At 64.8% G+C, this 17518-nt stretch carries 9 protein-coding genes; all 9 read left to right on the top strand.

Translation table 11 applies throughout. The annotated features are described in order from the left end of the window. Positions 1 to 2 precede the first annotated feature (2 nt). The 9 genes from QF819_00395 (at position 3) to QF819_00355 (ending at position 17434) form a co-directional block, all read left to right on the top strand. Positions 3 to 1673, top strand: coding sequence for an alkaline phosphatase family protein (locus tag QF819_00395; protein MDP6801623.1), 1671 nt, complete (start codon positions 3 to 5; stop codon positions 1671 to 1673). After that, a complete protein-coding gene (locus QF819_00390; protein ID MDP6801622.1) occupies positions 1666 to 2394 on the top strand; it encodes a glycosyltransferase family 2 protein in 729 nt (242 codons plus the stop codon). Before QF819_00395 ends, QF819_00390 begins: the two co-directional genes overlap by 8 nt. Next, positions 2391 to 3950: a glycosyltransferase family 39 protein gene (locus tag QF819_00385; protein MDP6801621.1), complete on the top strand. Its 1560-nt coding sequence runs from the start codon at positions 2391 to 2393 to the stop codon at positions 3948 to 3950. The genes QF819_00390 and QF819_00385 overlap by 4 nt, the downstream gene beginning before the upstream one ends. Then, positions 3947 to 7879, top strand: a complete 3933-nt coding sequence (locus QF819_00380; protein MDP6801620.1) for an alkaline phosphatase family protein — start codon at positions 3947 to 3949, stop codon at positions 7877 to 7879. The genes QF819_00385 and QF819_00380 overlap by 4 nt, the downstream gene beginning before the upstream one ends. 12 nt (positions 7880 to 7891) lie before the next feature. Beyond that, on the top strand, positions 7892 to 10327 hold the full coding sequence (locus QF819_00375) for a tetratricopeptide repeat protein (GenBank protein MDP6801619.1): 2436 nt from the start codon (positions 7892 to 7894) through the stop codon (positions 10325 to 10327). 205 nt (positions 10328 to 10532) lie between these two features. After that, on the top strand, positions 10533 to 12380 hold the full coding sequence (locus QF819_00370) for a hypothetical protein (protein ID MDP6801618.1): 1848 nt from the start codon (positions 10533 to 10535) through the stop codon (positions 12378 to 12380). 91 nt (positions 12381 to 12471) lie between these two features. Next, positions 12472 to 13968: a hypothetical protein gene (locus QF819_00365; protein MDP6801617.1), complete on the top strand. Its 1497-nt coding sequence runs from the start codon at positions 12472 to 12474 to the stop codon at positions 13966 to 13968. After that, positions 13965 to 16013 carry a hypothetical protein gene (locus tag QF819_00360; GenBank protein MDP6801616.1) on the top strand — a complete coding sequence of 683 codons (2049 nt, stop codon included), beginning with the start codon at positions 13965 to 13967 and terminating at the stop codon, positions 16011 to 16013. The genes QF819_00365 and QF819_00360 overlap by 4 nt, the downstream gene beginning before the upstream one ends. After that, positions 16010 to 17434: a hypothetical protein gene (locus QF819_00355; GenBank protein MDP6801615.1), complete on the top strand. Its 1425-nt coding sequence runs from the start codon at positions 16010 to 16012 to the stop codon at positions 17432 to 17434. Before QF819_00360 ends, QF819_00355 begins: the two co-directional genes overlap by 4 nt. The last annotated feature ends 84 nt before the right edge of the window (positions 17435 to 17518 follow it).

The raw sequence follows: 17518 nt of genomic DNA, 5'->3' as shown, positions 1-17518 counted from the left end.
TCGTGTCCCGCCGCGTTCTCGCCATCGCGCTCGACGGCGCCACACTGGATCTGATCGGGCCGTGGCTGGACGACGGCACCATGCCGAATCTCGCGCGGCTCCGCGACGAGGGCGTGTCCGGTCCGCTGGAATCGATCATTCCGCCGGTGACCGCGCCCGCGTGGTGTTCCTTCATGACCGGCAAGAACCCCGGGCGGCATGGCGTCTTCGAGTTCTTTCTCCGCGAGCCGGGGAGCTTTGACGAAGTCCCCGTGAACTCCGCTGCCCGCGCGGGGAAGACGCTGTGGGAGATTCTCTCCGAGGCGGGGAAGAAGGTGCTGGTCGTCGGCGTGCCGGTCACCTACCCGCCGTCTCCGGTGCGCGGGAATCTCGTGGGTGATTTCCTCACGCCGATGGGAAACCGCGACTTCACCTGGCCGCCGGAACTGCTCGCCGAGATCGAGGAAGCGACCGGTCCCTACCAGCTCTATCATGTCGAGGTGTACCGAAAGGGGAACGCCGCCCCGGTGCTCGATGAACTGGACCGCGTGCTGGAGGCGAACCGTCGCGCATACCACTGGCTTCTGACGGAGAAGGAGTGGGACTTCGCGATGCTCCATGTCTGGGGCACGGACCGCTTCGGCCACGAACTCTGGCACATTCTCGACCCGAGCCACCCGGAGCACGACCCCGCGGAGGCGCTGATCTGCCGCGACCGGTGCGTGGACTACTTCCGGCGCGTGGACGCCGTCGTCGGCGAGTGGATGGCGGCCGCCCCGGACGCGACCACCGTGGTGCTCTCCGACCACGGGTTCGGCCCCATCCATCGCTTCTTCGTGTTCAATGTCTGGCTGTTGCAGAAGGGGTTCCTGCGGCTGAAGCCGGGGTTGTTGACCTTTGCCCGGCGCGCGCTCTTCGAGATGGGACTCACCCCCGCGCTTGGCTACCGGATCTCCATGAAGCTCGGGTTCGCGCGGATGCGCCTTGCCTCGGGCGTGGGGACGCGCGTGCGTCTCCTTCGCCGGATCAATCGCGTGTTCCTGTCGCTGGACGATGTGGACTGGTCGCGGAGCACGGCCTACTCCAAGGGGAACTACGGGCAGATCTTCCTCAACCTGCGGGGCCGCGAACCGAGCGGGTCGGTGGAGCCGGGCGAAGAGGCGGAGCGCGTGACGGAAGAAGTCATCCGCGAACTGCGGGCGCTTCAGGACCCGAATACCGGCGAACCGCTCATCGGGGAGATTCACCGCGCCGGGGACCTCTACGACGGCCCGTTCGTCCACCGTGCGCCGGAGATCACCTTCCTTCCTGTGGACATGCGGAACAAGGCGTTGGGTACGGTGGATTTTACCTCGAACCGATTCATCGAACCGGTGTACGGAAACTCAGGAGACCATCGGATGAACGGGATCTTCTTCGCGGCGGGCGACGGGGTTCGCCGGGGAGCGGTGCTCCGGGGCGGACGGCTTCTGGATGTCGCGCCGACGATCCTCCACCATCTGGGCCTGGGGATTCCGTCGGACTTTGACGGGCGTGTGCTGGAAAGTGTGTTCACGGAAGCCGAAATGAAGGAGCGTCCGGTGCGTGGCGCCCCCCCGGCGGGGGAGGGCGGCACCGGCGAGGATCATCACATGAGCGAGTCGGAGCGGGAGGAGATCCGCAACCGGCTTCGGGGGATCGGGTACCTTGGCTGACAGACCCCCGCCCGGTGTCGGGCGAAAGATCTCGGTGGTTCTTCCCGCGTACAACGAAGAAGAGAGCATTGAGCGGCAGGTGCGCTCGGTAGACTCCGTGCTGCGGGAGTTCCGCTTCGAGGATTACGAAGTCATCGTTGTGGACGATGGAAGCGCCGACCGCACCGGAGAGATTCTCGAAGGTCTTCGCGAGGAAGTCCCGAAACTGCGAACGCTTGTTCACGAGACCAACCGGGGTTATGCGAAGGCGCTGGCCACCGGGTTCGGCGGGGCCGCCATGCCGCTGGTGTTTTACACCGACGCGGACAACCAGTTCGACATTCGCGAGATCAAGAACTTCCTGGCCGCCATCGACGACTACGAGATCGTCTGCGGCTTTCGCATTTACCGGTTCGACCCCCTCTCCCGGCTCATCCTGTCGTGGGGGTACAACCTGCTTGTGCGGATTCTCTTCCGCATCCGCGTCCGCGATGTGGACTGTGCCTTCAAGCTCTTCCGCCGCGAAGTGTTCGACACGATCCACATCGAGTCGGACAAGTTCTTCGTCGACACGGAGATTCTCGCAAAGGCCTCGCGCCAGAAGATGCGCATGACCGAAATCGGCGTGCGGCACTTCCCGCGCGAAGCGGGAGAGTCCACGGTTCGCCCGAGCCATGTGCTTTCCACGCTTCGCGAGATTGCGAGCATGTGGGTGAGCATCGTTCTTCGGGGCAATCGGTGAGAGGACTCGCCGGGATTCTCGCGGGGGCGCTGGTCCTTCGCGTGGCCCTCGCGGTTTTCTTTGCGGACCTCACACCCCGCTACGACGAGACCGAGTTCCTGTCCTACGGCGCCCGGATCGCTTCGGATGAAGGCGGCCCGGCGCTCTGGCGGGCACCCGGCTACCAGTGGTTCACGGCGGCGGGGCTTCTGCTCTCCGGCGGGCAGGCCGTGGGCGTGCGCGTTCTTCAGGCGCTCCTGAGTGTCGGAACGGTGGCGCTCGTGTGGCGCGTCGCGCGTCGTCCGCTGGGCACTCGCGGGGCACTCGCGGCCTCCGCGCTCGTCGCGCTTCATCCGTCGCACATTGCCTTCTCGCATCTTCTATGGTCGGAGACGCTCTACGGATTCCTCGCGCTGGCGGCGTTCGCGTTGCTACCGGCGGCGTCGCGACGCGGCGGGGCGTTTCGCGCGGCCGGGGCGGGCGCGCTGCTGGGCGCGGCGGCGCTGACCCGGTCGACGGGGCTTGCGCTTCTCGCGGTGAGTGCCGTGTGGCTTGCCGCGTCCGCTCCGCGCGGTCGTCGCCTCCTCTGCGCGGGTGCCCTCCTGGCCGCGGGCGTGGTGATCGTGGCGCCGTGGAGCCTGCACGCCAGCGGGAGGGCGGGCGAACCCGTTCTCATCGACGCAAACGGCGGATTCAACCTGTGGAGCGGGCACAACCGCTACCTGGGCGAAGGGCTGCCCGCGCTCTGGTCGGTGGGGCTTGCGCCCGGGAATGGCGTGGGCGTGCCGCTGTCCGATCCGCGCTGGCGGGAAGATGTGGAGCGGCGCATGGCCGCCGATGGCGCGGGGCGCGGCGAAGATGCCCGGATTGCCCGCGACCGATGGTACCGCGCGCGGGCCATGGAGGAAGTGGCGCGGGACCCGGCCGCCGCCCTGCTTCGCGCGCCGGGGAAGGCGGCGGCGTTCTGGTCGCCTGATTTCTTCCTGCCGCGCCACCTTCTTCGCGACTGGTACGGGCCGGTGTCGCCGGGCGCGGCGGTCGCGCTTTCGCTTCTCACGCTGGCGGCGTCGGTGGTTTTCCTCATCGGTGGCCCCGTGGGGCTGGCCGCCATGCGGCGGTCACGGTTTCGTTCGCTGGCGGTGTCGTGGGTCGCGGTCTACTTCGTCGTCCACATGGTCGTGTACGGGCACTCGCGAATGCATCAACCGCTCGTTCCCATTCTCGCGGTGGCGGCGGTCGCTGCCGCCCGGAGAATCCGGGAGCGCGGAATACTCCGGCGCTCGGTCGTGGTCGCGACGGTGGTGCTTCTCCTGTGGGTGCGCGCGTGGCCGCTGGTCGCCGGGGTCTATGTGCTTCCGGGGCCGCGCCATCTCGGTGTCGCACGCGTGTTCGGTTCGGCGCGACACCTCCCGGTTGCCGGAGCGCACCACGCGGCGTGGATGCTCGCCGGCGCGGAGGCGGCCGCCGGGAACGACGCCCGCGCCGTCAGGCTCCTGAGCGAAGACGGCGTCGCGGAGCGCGAGTGGACCGCAGTGCTGCGAACCGCACTTCGCCGAACCGACGGGGGTCCGCGATGACCCGCCGTCGTCTGGTGCTCTCCGGCATGGTCGTCGTGGTGCTCGCGGCGGTGTTCTTTGCCCCGGAACTTTTCGGCGGCCGCGTTGCCGTGACGAGCGGGATGGACCGCTGGCTGCCGTGGGGAGTCGAAGGGCCGAAGGAGAGCGTCGGGTCCCCTTCGCACAACCCGGACTGCAACCTCTCGTACTACCCGCGCCGCGCCGTGCTCCATGCGGCGTGGAAGGACGGCGAAGTGCCGCTCTGGAATCCGTACTCCTTCGGGGGCACGCCGTTTCTGGCCGATGTGCAGGCAGGCGTACTCTACCCCCCAAACTGGGCGCTCTTCCCGATGGATCCCGCCCGGCAACTCGGCCTCTTCCTCTTTCTGCACGCGGCGTGGGGCGGCCTGGGCATGTTGCTGCTTCTCCGGCATCGCGTCCCCCCGCTTGTTGCGTTGAGCGCTGCCGCGGCCTTCTGCCTGAACGAGTACTTCGCCAAGCACTTCGGCCAGCCGACCTTTCTGGCGGCGGCGGCCTGGACACCGTGGTTTCTGGCGGCGGCGCTTTCGGTCTTTGCGCGGCCCGGACTTCGCGAGAGCGCATGGCTGGGCATGGTCGGCGCGTTTCTCTTTCTGGCGGGGCAGCCACAGACCTTCTTCCACACGATCTATGCGACCCTGCTGGTCCTGATCGTCCTGTACGCATTTCCGACGGACTCCGCGAAGCGCCCGCGACTCGCCCCCACCCTCGGGGCGTTTGCGGCGGCGGGGGTGCTGGCCTTCCTGCTCTCCGCCGCGCAACTTCTCCCGACCGTGGATCTGGCGTCCCGGTCCGCGCGCGCGTCGCTGCCCTTTGCCACGGTTGCGTCCGGTTCCGTGCACCCGGTGGAGGCCATCCGCTTCCTCGTGCCGAACTTCTTCGGTTCGCCCGTCACCGGAGACGAGTGGAGCCTTCTCTTCCCGCGCGGCGATGGTTTCTACCTGCGGCACCAGCTCAACACCATCTCCGCCGCGACGCCGGTATTCCTGCTGGCGCTCTGGGCTGTGGCGAATCCCCGCACGCGCCGTGACGCGCTGCCGTGGGCGGCGGTGTTCGTCGCGTTTGCCGGGATTGCGTTCGCCGCTCCGCCGGCCCGGTTCGCGCACGCCGTCCTCCCCGGGTTCTCGTTCTCGCGGATGGATCGCGCCGGGTACCTGTTGGTCGTCGCGCAGTTCGTGCTGGCCGCATACGGCGCCGCGGATCTTCTTCGCGCGGATGGGCGTTGGCGACGCGTCGCGGGCGTCGGCACGATACTCCTGGCCGCGGGTGGATGGCTGCTGGTGCGTCGGGCGGGCGCGGACCTTCCGCTTCTTCTGGGCGCGGGGGAGCCGCTCCCCGTGGAGTTTGCCACGACCGTTCTCGCGCGGACGACCACCGCGGCACTCTTCGCGGCCGGAACGGGCGTCGCGTTTCTCCTTGGCGCACGGCCGCTCGTCGCGGCCGCACCGTTCGTGCTGGCTCTTGTGCAACTCTACCCGCTGGCCGCGCCTTACCGGGGAGACCGGCTGCCTTCGGAGGTCTTCGTCGAGACGCCGTCCATCACCGCGCTTCGAAGCGTGCTGGAGGACGAGGGCATGGGCGGCGGACGCTTCCTCCGATTCGGGCGGCACCCGGCAGCGCGCGCGGGGAAGCTCTCTGGCGTGCTGCCTCCCTCGACGAATGTGCCGTTCCGGTTGCGCGACCTGCAGGGCTACAACGCGCTGGCGGAGCGTCGTGTTGGCGACGCGTTGGAGACCGCGCTGGGGGAGGAACTCTTCACCGGCGGGATCTGGTCGGGCCGGAGGATTCTCGCGCCCGAGCGCGCGTCTTCGATGGAGCATCCCGTTCTCGATGCGCTTTCCGTTCGCGCTGCGGTCGGCACCGAGACTCTCTCGGCGCGCGGATGGCGTGAGATCAAGGGCGGGGGATTTCGCGTCTTCGTCAACGAAGAGGCGCTTCCCCGTGCGCGGCTGGTGGCTCGCGCTCACGGCGTGTCCGAACTGGAAATGGAGTCGGTGCTTGCCGAGGGGGCGTTCGCTCCCGGATGCGAAGCGTACTGGGTGGGCGTGGGATCCGTAGGCGAGGAAGGGAGCGAGAGCGACGAAGCCGGGACGGTTCGCATGATGCGCGACTCCTGGAACGAGGTGAGACTTGTCACGGAAGCCCCGGCTGAACGGCTCCTGGTGCTTGCGGACACCTACAGTCCCGGGTGGCGCGCGGAGATCGACGGTGACGATGCCCCCGTGCTTCCCGTGTACGGGGTGGTGCGCGGGGTGGTCGTCCCGCCGGGGGAGCATGAGGTTCGCATGGTTTACAATCCCATCCCGGTGCGGGCGGGGCGCATTCTCTCGATCGCGGGGCTGCTTGCCGCCGGGGCGCTCCTTTGCATCCCGCGCCGCCGGGTTGCGTCGGTGGCGGCGTGCGTTGTGCTCCCGTTCCTTCTGGGCGCGTGCGGCGGAAACGCGGCGCAGGAGGCCGCGAAACCCGCGCCGGTATTCGTTCTCGGATTCGACGGGCTGGATGCCGGGCTTGTGGAGGAGATGGAAGCCGAAGGGCTCCTGCCGAACTTCGCGCGCCTCCGGGCAGAGGGCGCGGCCGGGGGGGTGCGCAGTACGCTCCCCATGATTTCCCCGCCCGCATGGACGACGGCCACGACCGGCGTCGAACCTTCCGCGCATGGCGTGTGGGGGTTCTGGGTGGTCGGCGATGACCGGAGCGACCCGCGTGGCGCGTACATCGACGCGACCCACCGCCTTGCGCCCACCGTCTGGCAGGATCTTGCGTCTGCGGGCCGCACGGTGGGGGTCGTCAATGTGCCGGTGACCTGCCCGCCGGACTCGGTGCGCGGCTTCATGGTCGCGGGCTTTCCCTATCCTGAGGGGGCGCCGCTCACCTGGCCACCCTCCCTCGCGGACTCTCTGGCGGGGGCCGGATATCCGCGCGACGAACTTCCCGGGCTCCCTCCCCCGGGACAGGAGCTGTCGTGGCTGGCGGACCTTCGGGCAAAGGCGGAGGCGCGTCGGGAGATCGGGCTGGACCTTCTGTTCGATGCATCGCCGGACCTGTCGTTCATCGTGTTCACGGTGCCGGATCGCATTCAGCATCACCTCTGGAAGTTCCACGATTCCGCGCACCCCCGCCACGATCCCGGCGCCCCCGAGCCTCTCCGCACCGCGGTCCGCGACATTTACGCATGGTGCGACGAGGTTCTCGGCGAAGTGCGCCACCGCCTTCCGAAAGAAACCGCACTGGTGGTACTGGCCGACCACGGGTTCGGCCCGGCGTACCGGGGGATCTCGCGTGACGCACTGCTGGCCGGAATCCCGCCGGAAGTTGCGGAGCTGAATCCCGGATCGAGGAGTCTCTTCGGCGGCGAGTTCTACCTCATGCGCAAGGATGCGGAGGCGCGCGCTCTGTTCGTCCGCCATCTTCGGGAAGTGCGTGGGCCTCGTGGCAATCTCCTCTTCCGCGAAGTTCACGACCTTGCCGGGACGCCGGGTACCGGCTTCGGGCAGGGCGTCGGGCCGGATGTTTGCGCCATCGAAGCCGAGGGGTTCCTCCTCATCCCGTGGGATCCGGCCGGTCCGGTGGTCGTGCCGATTCCGCCAAAGGTGTTCTCGGGCTATCATCGACGGGTCGGGTACTTTGCGGCGACAGGGCCGCCGTTCGCGCCGGGTGCTCGCGCGGAGCTGAATCTGGCGGACATCTCCCCAACCGTTCTCCACCTGCTGGGAGAGGCGGTTCCGGGTCGATACACCGGCCGTGTGGCGGATCATCTCTTTCGTTCGGGTTGCATCGCCGCGCGTCCGGTGGTTTTCTCCGGGACCCCGACGGACGGCCTGCGCCGACCCGGGGAGTCGCGGCCATCCGGCACGACCGGAAACGACCGATCCGTGGAGGAGCAACTCCGATCGCTCGGTTATGTTCAATAAGGAGCCATGACGGTGACCAGTAAAGCGACCCAAAACCCGCCCACAGCCTCCCCGGCGGACCGTTCGCCCACGAGCCTCCTCGAACGGTCGTGGTTGTGGGGCGCGGTACTGGTGGCGTCCGCGCTTCGGCTGATTCACTGGCACTCGATGCGTGCGCACTCCTGGTTCGACTTTCTGGGGCTGGACTCGAAGTACTACGAAGACTGGGCGGGCGCCATTCTGGCGGGAGGGATTCAGCGAAGCGATCCGTACTTCATGGGGCCGCTCTATCCGCACCTTCTCGCGCTGGTGCACTACTTCTTCGGGCCAGGGTTATGGATGGTGCGCTTTCTGCAGATTGGGCTTTCCGTCGCGACCGTGGTGGTGGCGCACGGTCTGGGTCGCCGTTTCGGCGGGCGGAATCTCGCGATGGCGTGCTCCGCGATGGTCGCGCTCTACGGCCCGCTGATCTACTACTCCACCTCGATTCTCTATCCGACCCTCACCGTCTTCCTCGCAGCTTCCCTTCTGCTGCTGCTGCACGATGCAGCCCGCCGGTCGTCGCTGTCGCACGCCTTTGCCGCCGGGTTCGTCATGGGCGTGTATGCGCTGGGTCGCGGGAACATTCTGCTCTTTGCTCCCGCGGCGTTCCTCTGGCTGGCATGTGCGTGGGGCCGGGAGTTTTCGCCCGCACTCGCGAATCTCCGGCGCGGCCTGCCCGGCGCACTCGTACTGACGGCGGGAACGCTTCTTGCCATCTCCCCCGCAACGATCCACAACGCACGGACCGACGATCCCACCCTCCTGACGACAAACGGCGGACTCAACCTGTACATCGGCAACGGCCCGATGGCACGCGGTGGCCACGAGACTCCTGTGCTGTTCGTCACGGAAGGTGTCGGGGAGCACGCCGTCACGAGGCAGATCGTCGCGGACCTGCACAAGGATGTGGAGTGCCGGACCGAGGCGGAGAAGGTCACGGGCCGGAGGCTCTCGTTTACCGAGGTCAACGACTTCTACCTGAAGGAGACGCTGCGCACAATCGGGGGGGACCCGGCGCGTTGGATGTCGCTCATGGTCATGAAGGCGTATCACTTCTGGGCCACCTACGAGATCCCGCAGATCGAGCACTTCGGCTACTTCCGACACTTCAGCCGGGCCATTGGAGGGCCGGCGTTCACCTTCCTGGTGCTCGGGCCGCTGGCCGTACTGGGGATGGTGCTGTCCTGGCGTCGTCGTCGCCGATGGATGCTGCCCTACCTCTTCGTGGGGTTCTACTCCGCAAGCGTGATCGTCTTCTTCGTGCTGGCGCGCTACCGGCTTCCCATTGTGCCCGCGCTCGTTCTCTTCGCGGGGGTTGCGCTGGTGGAACTGGCCGCTCTGACTCGGGCGCGGGCCTGGGCAAAGGGGGCGGGTGCGGTGGCGGGTGCCGTCGCGATCGGCCTCTTCATGAGCGCGAATGTGTACGGCGTGGACGAAAGCAAGGGGATTGCGCAGATTCTCTACCGGCACGGCATCGTCTCTGACGGAGAAGGAGACCACGAGGCCGCCGTGGAGCACTACCGATCCGCGCTCGAACTGAAGCCCGAGTACGACAAGTGCCATCTGAATCTCGGAGTGGACCTGGTGCGGCTGGGGCAACTGGAGGAGGGGCTCGAGCACATTCGCCGCGCGGAAGAGATCAACCCCGACTACTACCGCCCGCCGTTCAACCGGGGCGTGATCCTCTCCGAACTGGGGCGGCATGAAGAGGCGGCCGAAGCCCTTCGACAGGCGGTGGCCGTGGAACCTCGCTACCTGCTCGGGCATTCCGCGCTGGGGGCGGAGCTTCTCTGGCTGGGAGATGTGGAAGGAGCCCGCAGGGAGTTCTTGGCGGTCCGCGAGTACAACGACCGCTGGCAGGCACCTCACAACGACTCCGCACGCGCCCAGATGGGACGCTACATGCTGTTTATCGAGGATTTGGGGCGACTTCGTGAAGCCGGAGCGGGCGGGTGCTTCGAGAGCGACGAGGATTACCGCCTGGCGGAGCTGACACGGCTGAAGGGGAATGTCGCGGCAGCCATCGACCTTTATCGCAGGCTGTTCGAGAGGGGAGACGCCTGCCCGGAGGCCTCGCGCGGGCTGGGACTGCTGCTGCTGGAGGCCGGAGAGGCGGTGGGTGCGGAGGACGCCTTTCTGCGCGCGGCGGAGGCGGAACCGCGCCTCCCGGGGGTGTTCCTGTATCTGGGGCGCACGCAGGCCATGCTGGGCAAGGGTGAGGAGGCGCACGCGAGCCTTCAGAGGGCTTCTCGGGCCGATCCGAGCAATCCCGAACCCTACCTGACACAGGGGCTTGTGCGGGAGTTTCTCCTCGAAGATCCCGAAGGGGCCGCCCCGTTGTTCGACCTCTATCTGGAAAAGGGCGGAGATCCGGATGTGCTGGACGCCCGGCGCGAGGCGCGGGCCCCTCCTCCTTCGACAGAGTAGCCCGCCTCCCCGTCCGGGCGGGTCGGGGAACCCGTGGGGAACAGGTCGCAATCACTTGAAGAATCCGCAGTTGCGGGTTTGGGCGCAGTCGTTCCGCCGCTTGACACCTTTCCAGCGCGCTGCGTATAGTCGGCTCCGCTTTTCGGGGACCCATCCCGGCGGTCGGGTGCGTCCCCCCATGCCCGTTTGCGGAGGCGTGAAACTCGTGAATCGCTCCATTACTCGGCATACGCGCGTCTGGTTTGTTGCGGTCTTCGCTCTGGCTTTCGTGGCCACCGGTTGCTCGGAAACGGGTGACGATGTGCCGGTCACCTGTCGCGACTGCGACAACTGGGTGAAGCTCACGACAGACCTCGGGAGGTACGCGAACGCGCATCCGGCCAACTCGGACTTCATCGCATACAGCACCATACGAAAAGACCCCGGGGCGCCGGACGAGAACCGGGAAACCGACGAAGACCTCTGGCTGCTCAGGCGCTCGGATGGAATGCGGTTTCAGTTGACCGACAACGACATGGGCCCGGGGTTGAACCTTCGCCCCCGGTGGTCGCCCTCCGGAACCCGGATTGCATTCACGCACATGAGCCTCGCGGGACACTATGAAGTGTGGACGGTAGACATCGCGGTTTCGTCCACCGAAGCTCCGGTGCTGTCCGGCTTCACGATGGTCGCCACCGATGTGCGGGATCCCGCATGGGCTGACGAGACCACGCTTCTCCTGGTGCGGGACCAGAAGGTATTCAGCGTGGACATCGGAGCTCCCGGGGTTCTCACGCAGTGGACATTTCCGCCCCCCTCTTTTGCCACCTCGGAGTCCTATGTGGATCGGCATCCCTCGGTCTCCTCGGATGGCACCAGGCTCTTTCAGTCTCAGAACCGGGTGGGCGTGGCCGACATCTCCGTGCGGTCCTGGGAGGTGGATGACTCCGTCGTCCCCCCGGACACACTGGAGAGCGCCAGTTATGTCTATTTTCGCGACCTGGACCTTCTGGAGCCCACCTACCCCATCCTCATGGGTCCGGACACGCTCATGACGCCCGGGCTTCTTCAGTCCGTCCCTGTGGGAACGGGCGGAACTCTTCTCCTGGGTGCCCGCAGGGACTCCCGGTTCCTGGACAGCACGCAGGTGACCTACTGTGACACCGTGCTCACTCAAGAGATCGTCGTGAATCCCAATGACGACATGGTCGTGGACCTTGTCTTCCGCCTGGTGCGTTCCGTGCTGCAGATCACATCCAATGAGGGAGCCACCAATGTCTTCTGGACTCGCGATGACGGCCGGGTGACGAGTGAGGACTTTCCCCTTGTGGGGATCGTAAACAACCCGGGCGAATACCTCGTCTATGAGTGCATCCTTCCCTTCCAGGTGGACGCCTTCGGAGAGGTGGTCGAGGCCTATCTGGAGGACTTTACCGTGATCGCGGATCGGGGTGCGGTGGCTGACACCGTGACACTCCAGTTGTCCCCGGGAGAGACGACCAGTATTGACTTTGACATGTCAGGATCCGGTCGCACCTTTGTGAAGCGCGGTTCGCCGGGCGTGGGTTCCGTACGCGTGGCCCGGGTTGGCAGCGACGCTTCGAGGATCGAGGATCACCCCGGACTTCTGGCGGACTTCTACAGGGCATCGTCGGATGTCTCGACGATCTGGGAACTGGACACATCCGGAGCGAAGGCATTTCTTTCTCCCGTCCTGGGAAGCCCGAGCCCGATTCAGTGGCCGACGCTCTCGGAGACGATGCCCGATGGCACGCAGTATCTGGCATATGTCAGTAATGACACCGACACATGGAAGCTGTTCGTGCAGGAACTTTCGAACATGGTGCCGGTCGGTGATCCGGTTCTCGTTCCGACGCCCGGCAGTTCGGACAACTTCAGCTGTTCACGCCAGGTATTCCACCCCAGTTGGATCAGGAGCGCGGACACCGCGTCATGGACGCTTCTCGTCTCCATGACGGACTGTCCTTCCAATCAGTTCGATGAACTGTATCTGGAAGCAGAGCCCTGGGGCGTTGGCGTGTGGAATGTGTGGGAACTGACATTCACGCCGTAGGGTTTTTCCTTCGGCGGTCTTGTGGGCACCCCGGGGTGCCTTGGCAAGTTGGGAATCTGCCCGGATCGGGCGGCGTAAGGTGTGAGAAAACATGAAGTTGCAGCGGGCACAATATTCTGGTTGGTGGCGCCTTGCCGCGCTGGCCGTCGTCCTGGCAGGGATTGTCGTAGGCGGGTGCGAGCGAGAGGACATCGCCTTGATCGACCGGAACCTCCCGCCGGAGACCTTCATTGTACAGGGGCCGGATGAGTCGGCGGATCCGGACAACCCGGACAGTTATTACTACCGCGCCCACCTCTACTGGCGTGGAGAGGATCCGGACGGAACCGTAGATGGTTTCCGCTTCGCCATGGACGACACATCCGAGGCGGAGATGTGGCACTGGACCGCCCTGACCGACAGCGTCTTCCTGTTTCAGGTGGACGATGTCGGAAGCCGTGCGCACACCTTCTTCATCCGGTCTGTGGATAACGGCAACAAGCAGGATGCCACTCCGGATACCGTTCGCTTTCTCGCATTCACGACGGACACCCCGGAGGTGATCTTCCTTCCGGAGTCCTTCAAGGTGAACGGGGTTCCGCGGGTGTTCAACGATGGCGACACCATGGAGGTCTTCAGTGACATGGAGATTTCCTGGACGGGCACCGATGCCGATGGGGAAGTCGTCAGCTGGACATCCCAGGTCAATGCCGAAGATGTTCATGAGCACGACCGATTCGACACCACACTCGCCCGGGAAGATTTGACACCGGGTACGCACACCGTGGTGGTCAATGCAGTGGATGATGCGGGTGCTGTCTCAGATACGCCGGCGCGTTTCCTGGTCCACTCAAACTTCGATCCAGTGACCACCATCGATCGCTCGTCCATTGTTTACAGACTGGCACGCCCCTGGCTGAACGATACGCTGGAGACCTACTATGAAGATGGGTTTGGCGGGATTCAGGACACCATCCCCATGGGCGGGACGATGAGTTTCTGCTGGTCTTCCACCGATGTGGACGGGCCCGTCGTGGATTATGTGTGGAACTTCCAGGGGACAGGCCTCCCAACCGTAGAGACCTGCGACTCCCTGGTTCCGTCCATTCCGTCGACCTCCGCCGATCCCCGATCTTTCACGGTGAGCGGGCGTGATATCTACGGGCAGATGGAAACGCCACTCGATGTGATCCCCCTGCATGTCAACTACCGCCCAAGCGTGACCATCACGGCGGCGACGCACACGGATCCGGCAGACACAAACGCGGTCATGGTTCCCACATCGAGCATTGAGATCGGCCAGCCTGCGTGGTTCCTGTTTGAGGGGGACGATCTGGACAGCGATCCCGACAGCCTGACCTATCGCTGGAGGTTCTCCTTCGACCCGTCGTTTTCGCAGGCGGTTCTGATGGATCCGGACAGTCTTTTCATCGAACATGTCTTTACCTCGGGGAATCTCGGCACGGCCCTGCTGATCATCCAGACACTGGATCCAAGTCTGGAGCGCCGACCCTCGGAACCGGATTCTCTTGAGTTCCAGGTGGTCTCGGGACTCATTCGGGAATCTTCTCCCGTGTCCGGGCAGATCCGGGAAGGAGAACGGCGATGAGACTTCCTGACTCACTGCGGTCGCTCACGATGCTGCTTCTCATCGGGGCAGTGGGTGCCGGATGCGATGGAGAGGGTGGATCGCTGCTTCCCAACCAGGCACCGAACACGCAAGTCTCCGCCGGTCCGCCCGAAGCGCTGGACACAGGTTTCGCAGTGGAACTCTTCTGGTTCGGATGGGACCAGGACGGCTTTGTCGATCACTACGAGATTTCCTGGGAGTCTCCTGACAACTGGGAAGGCCCCATCTACACAAACGACAGTCTCTTCACACTGTCCGCAGCGGAAGTCTGCTGTGTGGAACCGCTTCCGGGCACGGGATCTCCCCAGGACTCCGTCTATGAGGAGTATCACACCTTCTATGTGAGGGCCGTGGACAACGAGGGAACAGTAGATCCCTACCCGGCAGTGCGGAGCTTCAACTCCAAGACGGTCGCTCCCTACACCGAGATATCCTATGGGCCGGGTCAGAACGCCTCCTGGCCGCAGAGACTGGACTTCCAGTGGGAAGGTAATGATGACGACGGAGTTGTGGAGTACTACCGATACGCACTTCTCCTCTTCAGCTACTACGCCATGGATGGAGGCGTGGAGAACCCGAGCATGGGGCAAGTTCTCGCCTGGGTCGACACGCTCACCTTCTTCCCGGACCCGGCAGGGGGATACACAGAGAACCTCGTCTGGCAGGAGACAGAAGTCGACACCGTGACCTTCACGGATGTTCCGGTGGGCCAGTATCTATTCGCTGTCCGCGCCGTGGACAATGCCGGTGCCGTGGAGAAGGTCCTGACCTCGCCGGCCAACGGGCGGATATTTAACATCTCCGAGTTTGTTTCCGGCCCCAACCTCTCGCTGACTTCCAACTCCGCAGGAAGCTGGCGTTCCGGGAACCAGACGACTTCGCGGGAGATTTTCGGGGCGGAGGGCGTTCGGTTCCGCTGGCTTGGGACCCAGAGGCCCAACACGCTGCCGGTTGCCGGATACACCTACTCTGTGGAGGACTCCCTCGACTGGGAGCCGTATTCCATCACGAGGACATCGTTTCCGGAGACGGCTCCCGGGGAACCCGAGGTCTTCTGGTACCCGGACGAGGGAGTTCACAGCTTCTGGGTCCGCGCGGTGGATCGGGGCGGGGCCACCACGACGCTCGAGGCCCGCTTTGAAGTCTTTGACGGGCCACGGTTTGTTCCTTCCGCCGAACGGTTTGTACTGATTGTTCTCGACACGGTCCCGCTACAGACCGGCGAGGCAGACGCCGCATGGCCCTGGTTCTACCCCGACATGGAGCGTGCCTGGATCGAGTCCATGTTCACCGGAGTCAACTACCGCGTCTGGGAGACGGAAGGATCAGAGCCTCCCTCGGTGAGTCTGATGAACAATGCGTCCAGTACCTTCTGGTTCCACGGAGGGGACATCTTCAGCGGTGATGACCAGACCGTACTCAGTCGGTACTTCCTGGATCTTCCGAATGTTCTGAGTTCCTATCTGGGCAGCGGGGGGAACCTCTTCATTTGCGGTCACACCCCGACGCAGGCCATGATCTTCTTCGAGAAGCTGGAGACGGGGTTTGAGACAGCGCCGCAGGAATATCCGGTCCAGTTCATCACGACGGTCACGGATACCACCTATGTTCCGCACTTCGCATACACGCGCCTGGGCATAGAGATGGTTCAGTCCTCACAAACATCCGCACACATTGACGAGGAGTCCGGGATGCGGGTGGCCCGGTCGCTCATCACCGAGGGTGTCAACCCCTACCCGGATCTCCACTTCGACCCACTGAGCTGGACGCATGGTCCGAATGTCCGGGCGTTCAGTTACTTCGACCAGGGATTGATTCTCCGAATGGATGTTTCCGACGGTGTGCTGGAGCCGATCTACGCGAAGGATGACACGCAGGACGCCGTAGGTCTCCGCTGGCTCAAGGGTCCGGGACTCAACGGCAATGCTGTGTTTCTCGCGCTTCATCCCTACTTCGTGGACCGCGGAGCGTTCAGGGATTTCCTGGTGGCGGTTCTTGACGACTTTGGAGAGACCCACCCATGATGAATGCTCGCCACACCTCTTCCGTCGCGGCCCTTGTGTTTGCGCTGTCCGCACCGGTTGACCTCGCGGCGCAGAACCTGGCTCTGCCCTCGATAGAAAGCGCCTCCTCCTCTCGCCCCAACTCCGTGGTGTTGACCTGGGAGGAAGCGCCTCAAGTCGCAGGAAGAGACTACGGCAACTTCTACTATGGGAGCTGGGACCCCGACTCCAGCTCTACCGTGACCGTTGACGGTGACTACGCAGGAGATTGTGATTCTCGCGTTCGCATTACCCGAAAGCCGCAAGACAGTGGCATCGGCCTGGTCACCGAGGTGTTTGTGGAGTATTTCGATCAGACGGCGGGTACCGGATTCCCCGTAACTGCCGAAACACTGAGCACCCGCTATGCAGAGACCGGCTATGCGTTGAATTCCGAGTATGGCACGGGGCTGAGCGTTCGCTTTTCATCCAATGTGCATCAACCAACCACCGGACTGGGGGGGGGGTTGGTCACCGTTCGAGGCCTCTGCACCACCAGCTATCCTTACGCGGACTACCAGATCGTGGCGCTCAACACGGTGGCCTCGCTGGCGGACACGCTTCAGGTTCTCGTCACCGGCCCACTGCCGGAAGAGGCGACTATTCCGGAAGAGACGCTGGAACTGTCGATCACGGCAGCCGGAGACGCTTACGCCATCATGGACGGGATGGAGATTTCTCTCCAGGAGGGTCCGGTCTCTTCGGGAGAGACGGCCATCTGGTCCGCAAACTACCTGTTCCCGCCCACCGGGAAGGTGGACTTCGATGTGGAAGCGCTCGCGGGCTACCACATCTGGCGCTCAGATCTTCCGGACCTGGATTCCTTCACGCTCCTCGGGGAGATCATACCCTGCGCCAGCCGGTACACCTTTGCGGATGTGGACTCCTCCTCCATGCTGTCGTTGGACTACGACCCGGCAATCCGGTCGTTCCATCTGGAGGACCGGAACATCCATCGGGACTTCCCGTACAAGTACCGTGTGACGGTGTTCGACCTCGGGTTTCTCGGGAATGAGCAGAACGAGGTCTACGAGGGCATCAGCCCGGCCACGGAAGTTCTCTACCCCGGGCGGGATTCACGGGTCCAGAGCATGGAGGCCTTCGTGGTGCCCAACCCCTACATGGGGTCGGCCCCCTGGGAAGAGGGGGAAGCAAAGGTGGTCTTCACAAACCTTCCTCCGACCTGTGATATCCAGGTGTTCAGTGTGTCGGCGGAACTCGTCGCCACCTTCTCCCACGGTCCAGGAAACCCGCGCAGTACTTCGCCCACGACGGTGGCGTGGAATCTGGAGACAGATCGGGGAGAAGCGATCGCGCCGGGAGTCTACCTCTATCGGATTGAGGGAATCCTGGAGGACGGAGCGGACTTCGGGCAGACCGGCAAGATGGTGATCGCCCGCTGACGGTTGGCAAGCGGAAGATGAGGGGGGGCGCCAGGTCCCCCCTCATCTTCCTGGAACGACGGAAATCTGCAGCGTCGGCAGGGG

It is taken from the genome of Gemmatimonadota bacterium (genome assembly GCA_030747075.1).
Lineage (GTDB): Bacteria > ARS69 > ARS69 > ARS69 > ARS69 > ARS69.
Note: the sequence above shows the minus strand (reverse complement) of the source record. Positions and strands in the feature narration are given on the sequence as shown.

Excerpts from the sequence above, each read along its gene's own strand:
- QF819_00380 (MDP6801620.1), top strand. The coding sequence starts at position 3,947 with ATGACCCGCCGTCGTCTGGTGCTCTCCGGCATGGTCGTCGTGGTGCTC.
- QF819_00365 (MDP6801617.1), top strand. The coding sequence starts at position 12,472 with ATGAAGTTGCAGCGGGCACAATATTCTGGTTGGTGGCGCCTTGCCGCG.
- QF819_00360 (MDP6801616.1), top strand. The coding sequence starts at position 13,965 with ATGAGACTTCCTGACTCACTGCGGTCGCTCACGATGCTGCTTCTCATC.
- QF819_00355 (MDP6801615.1), top strand. The coding sequence starts at position 16,010 with ATGATGAATGCTCGCCACACCTCTTCCGTCGCGGCCCTTGTGTTTGCG.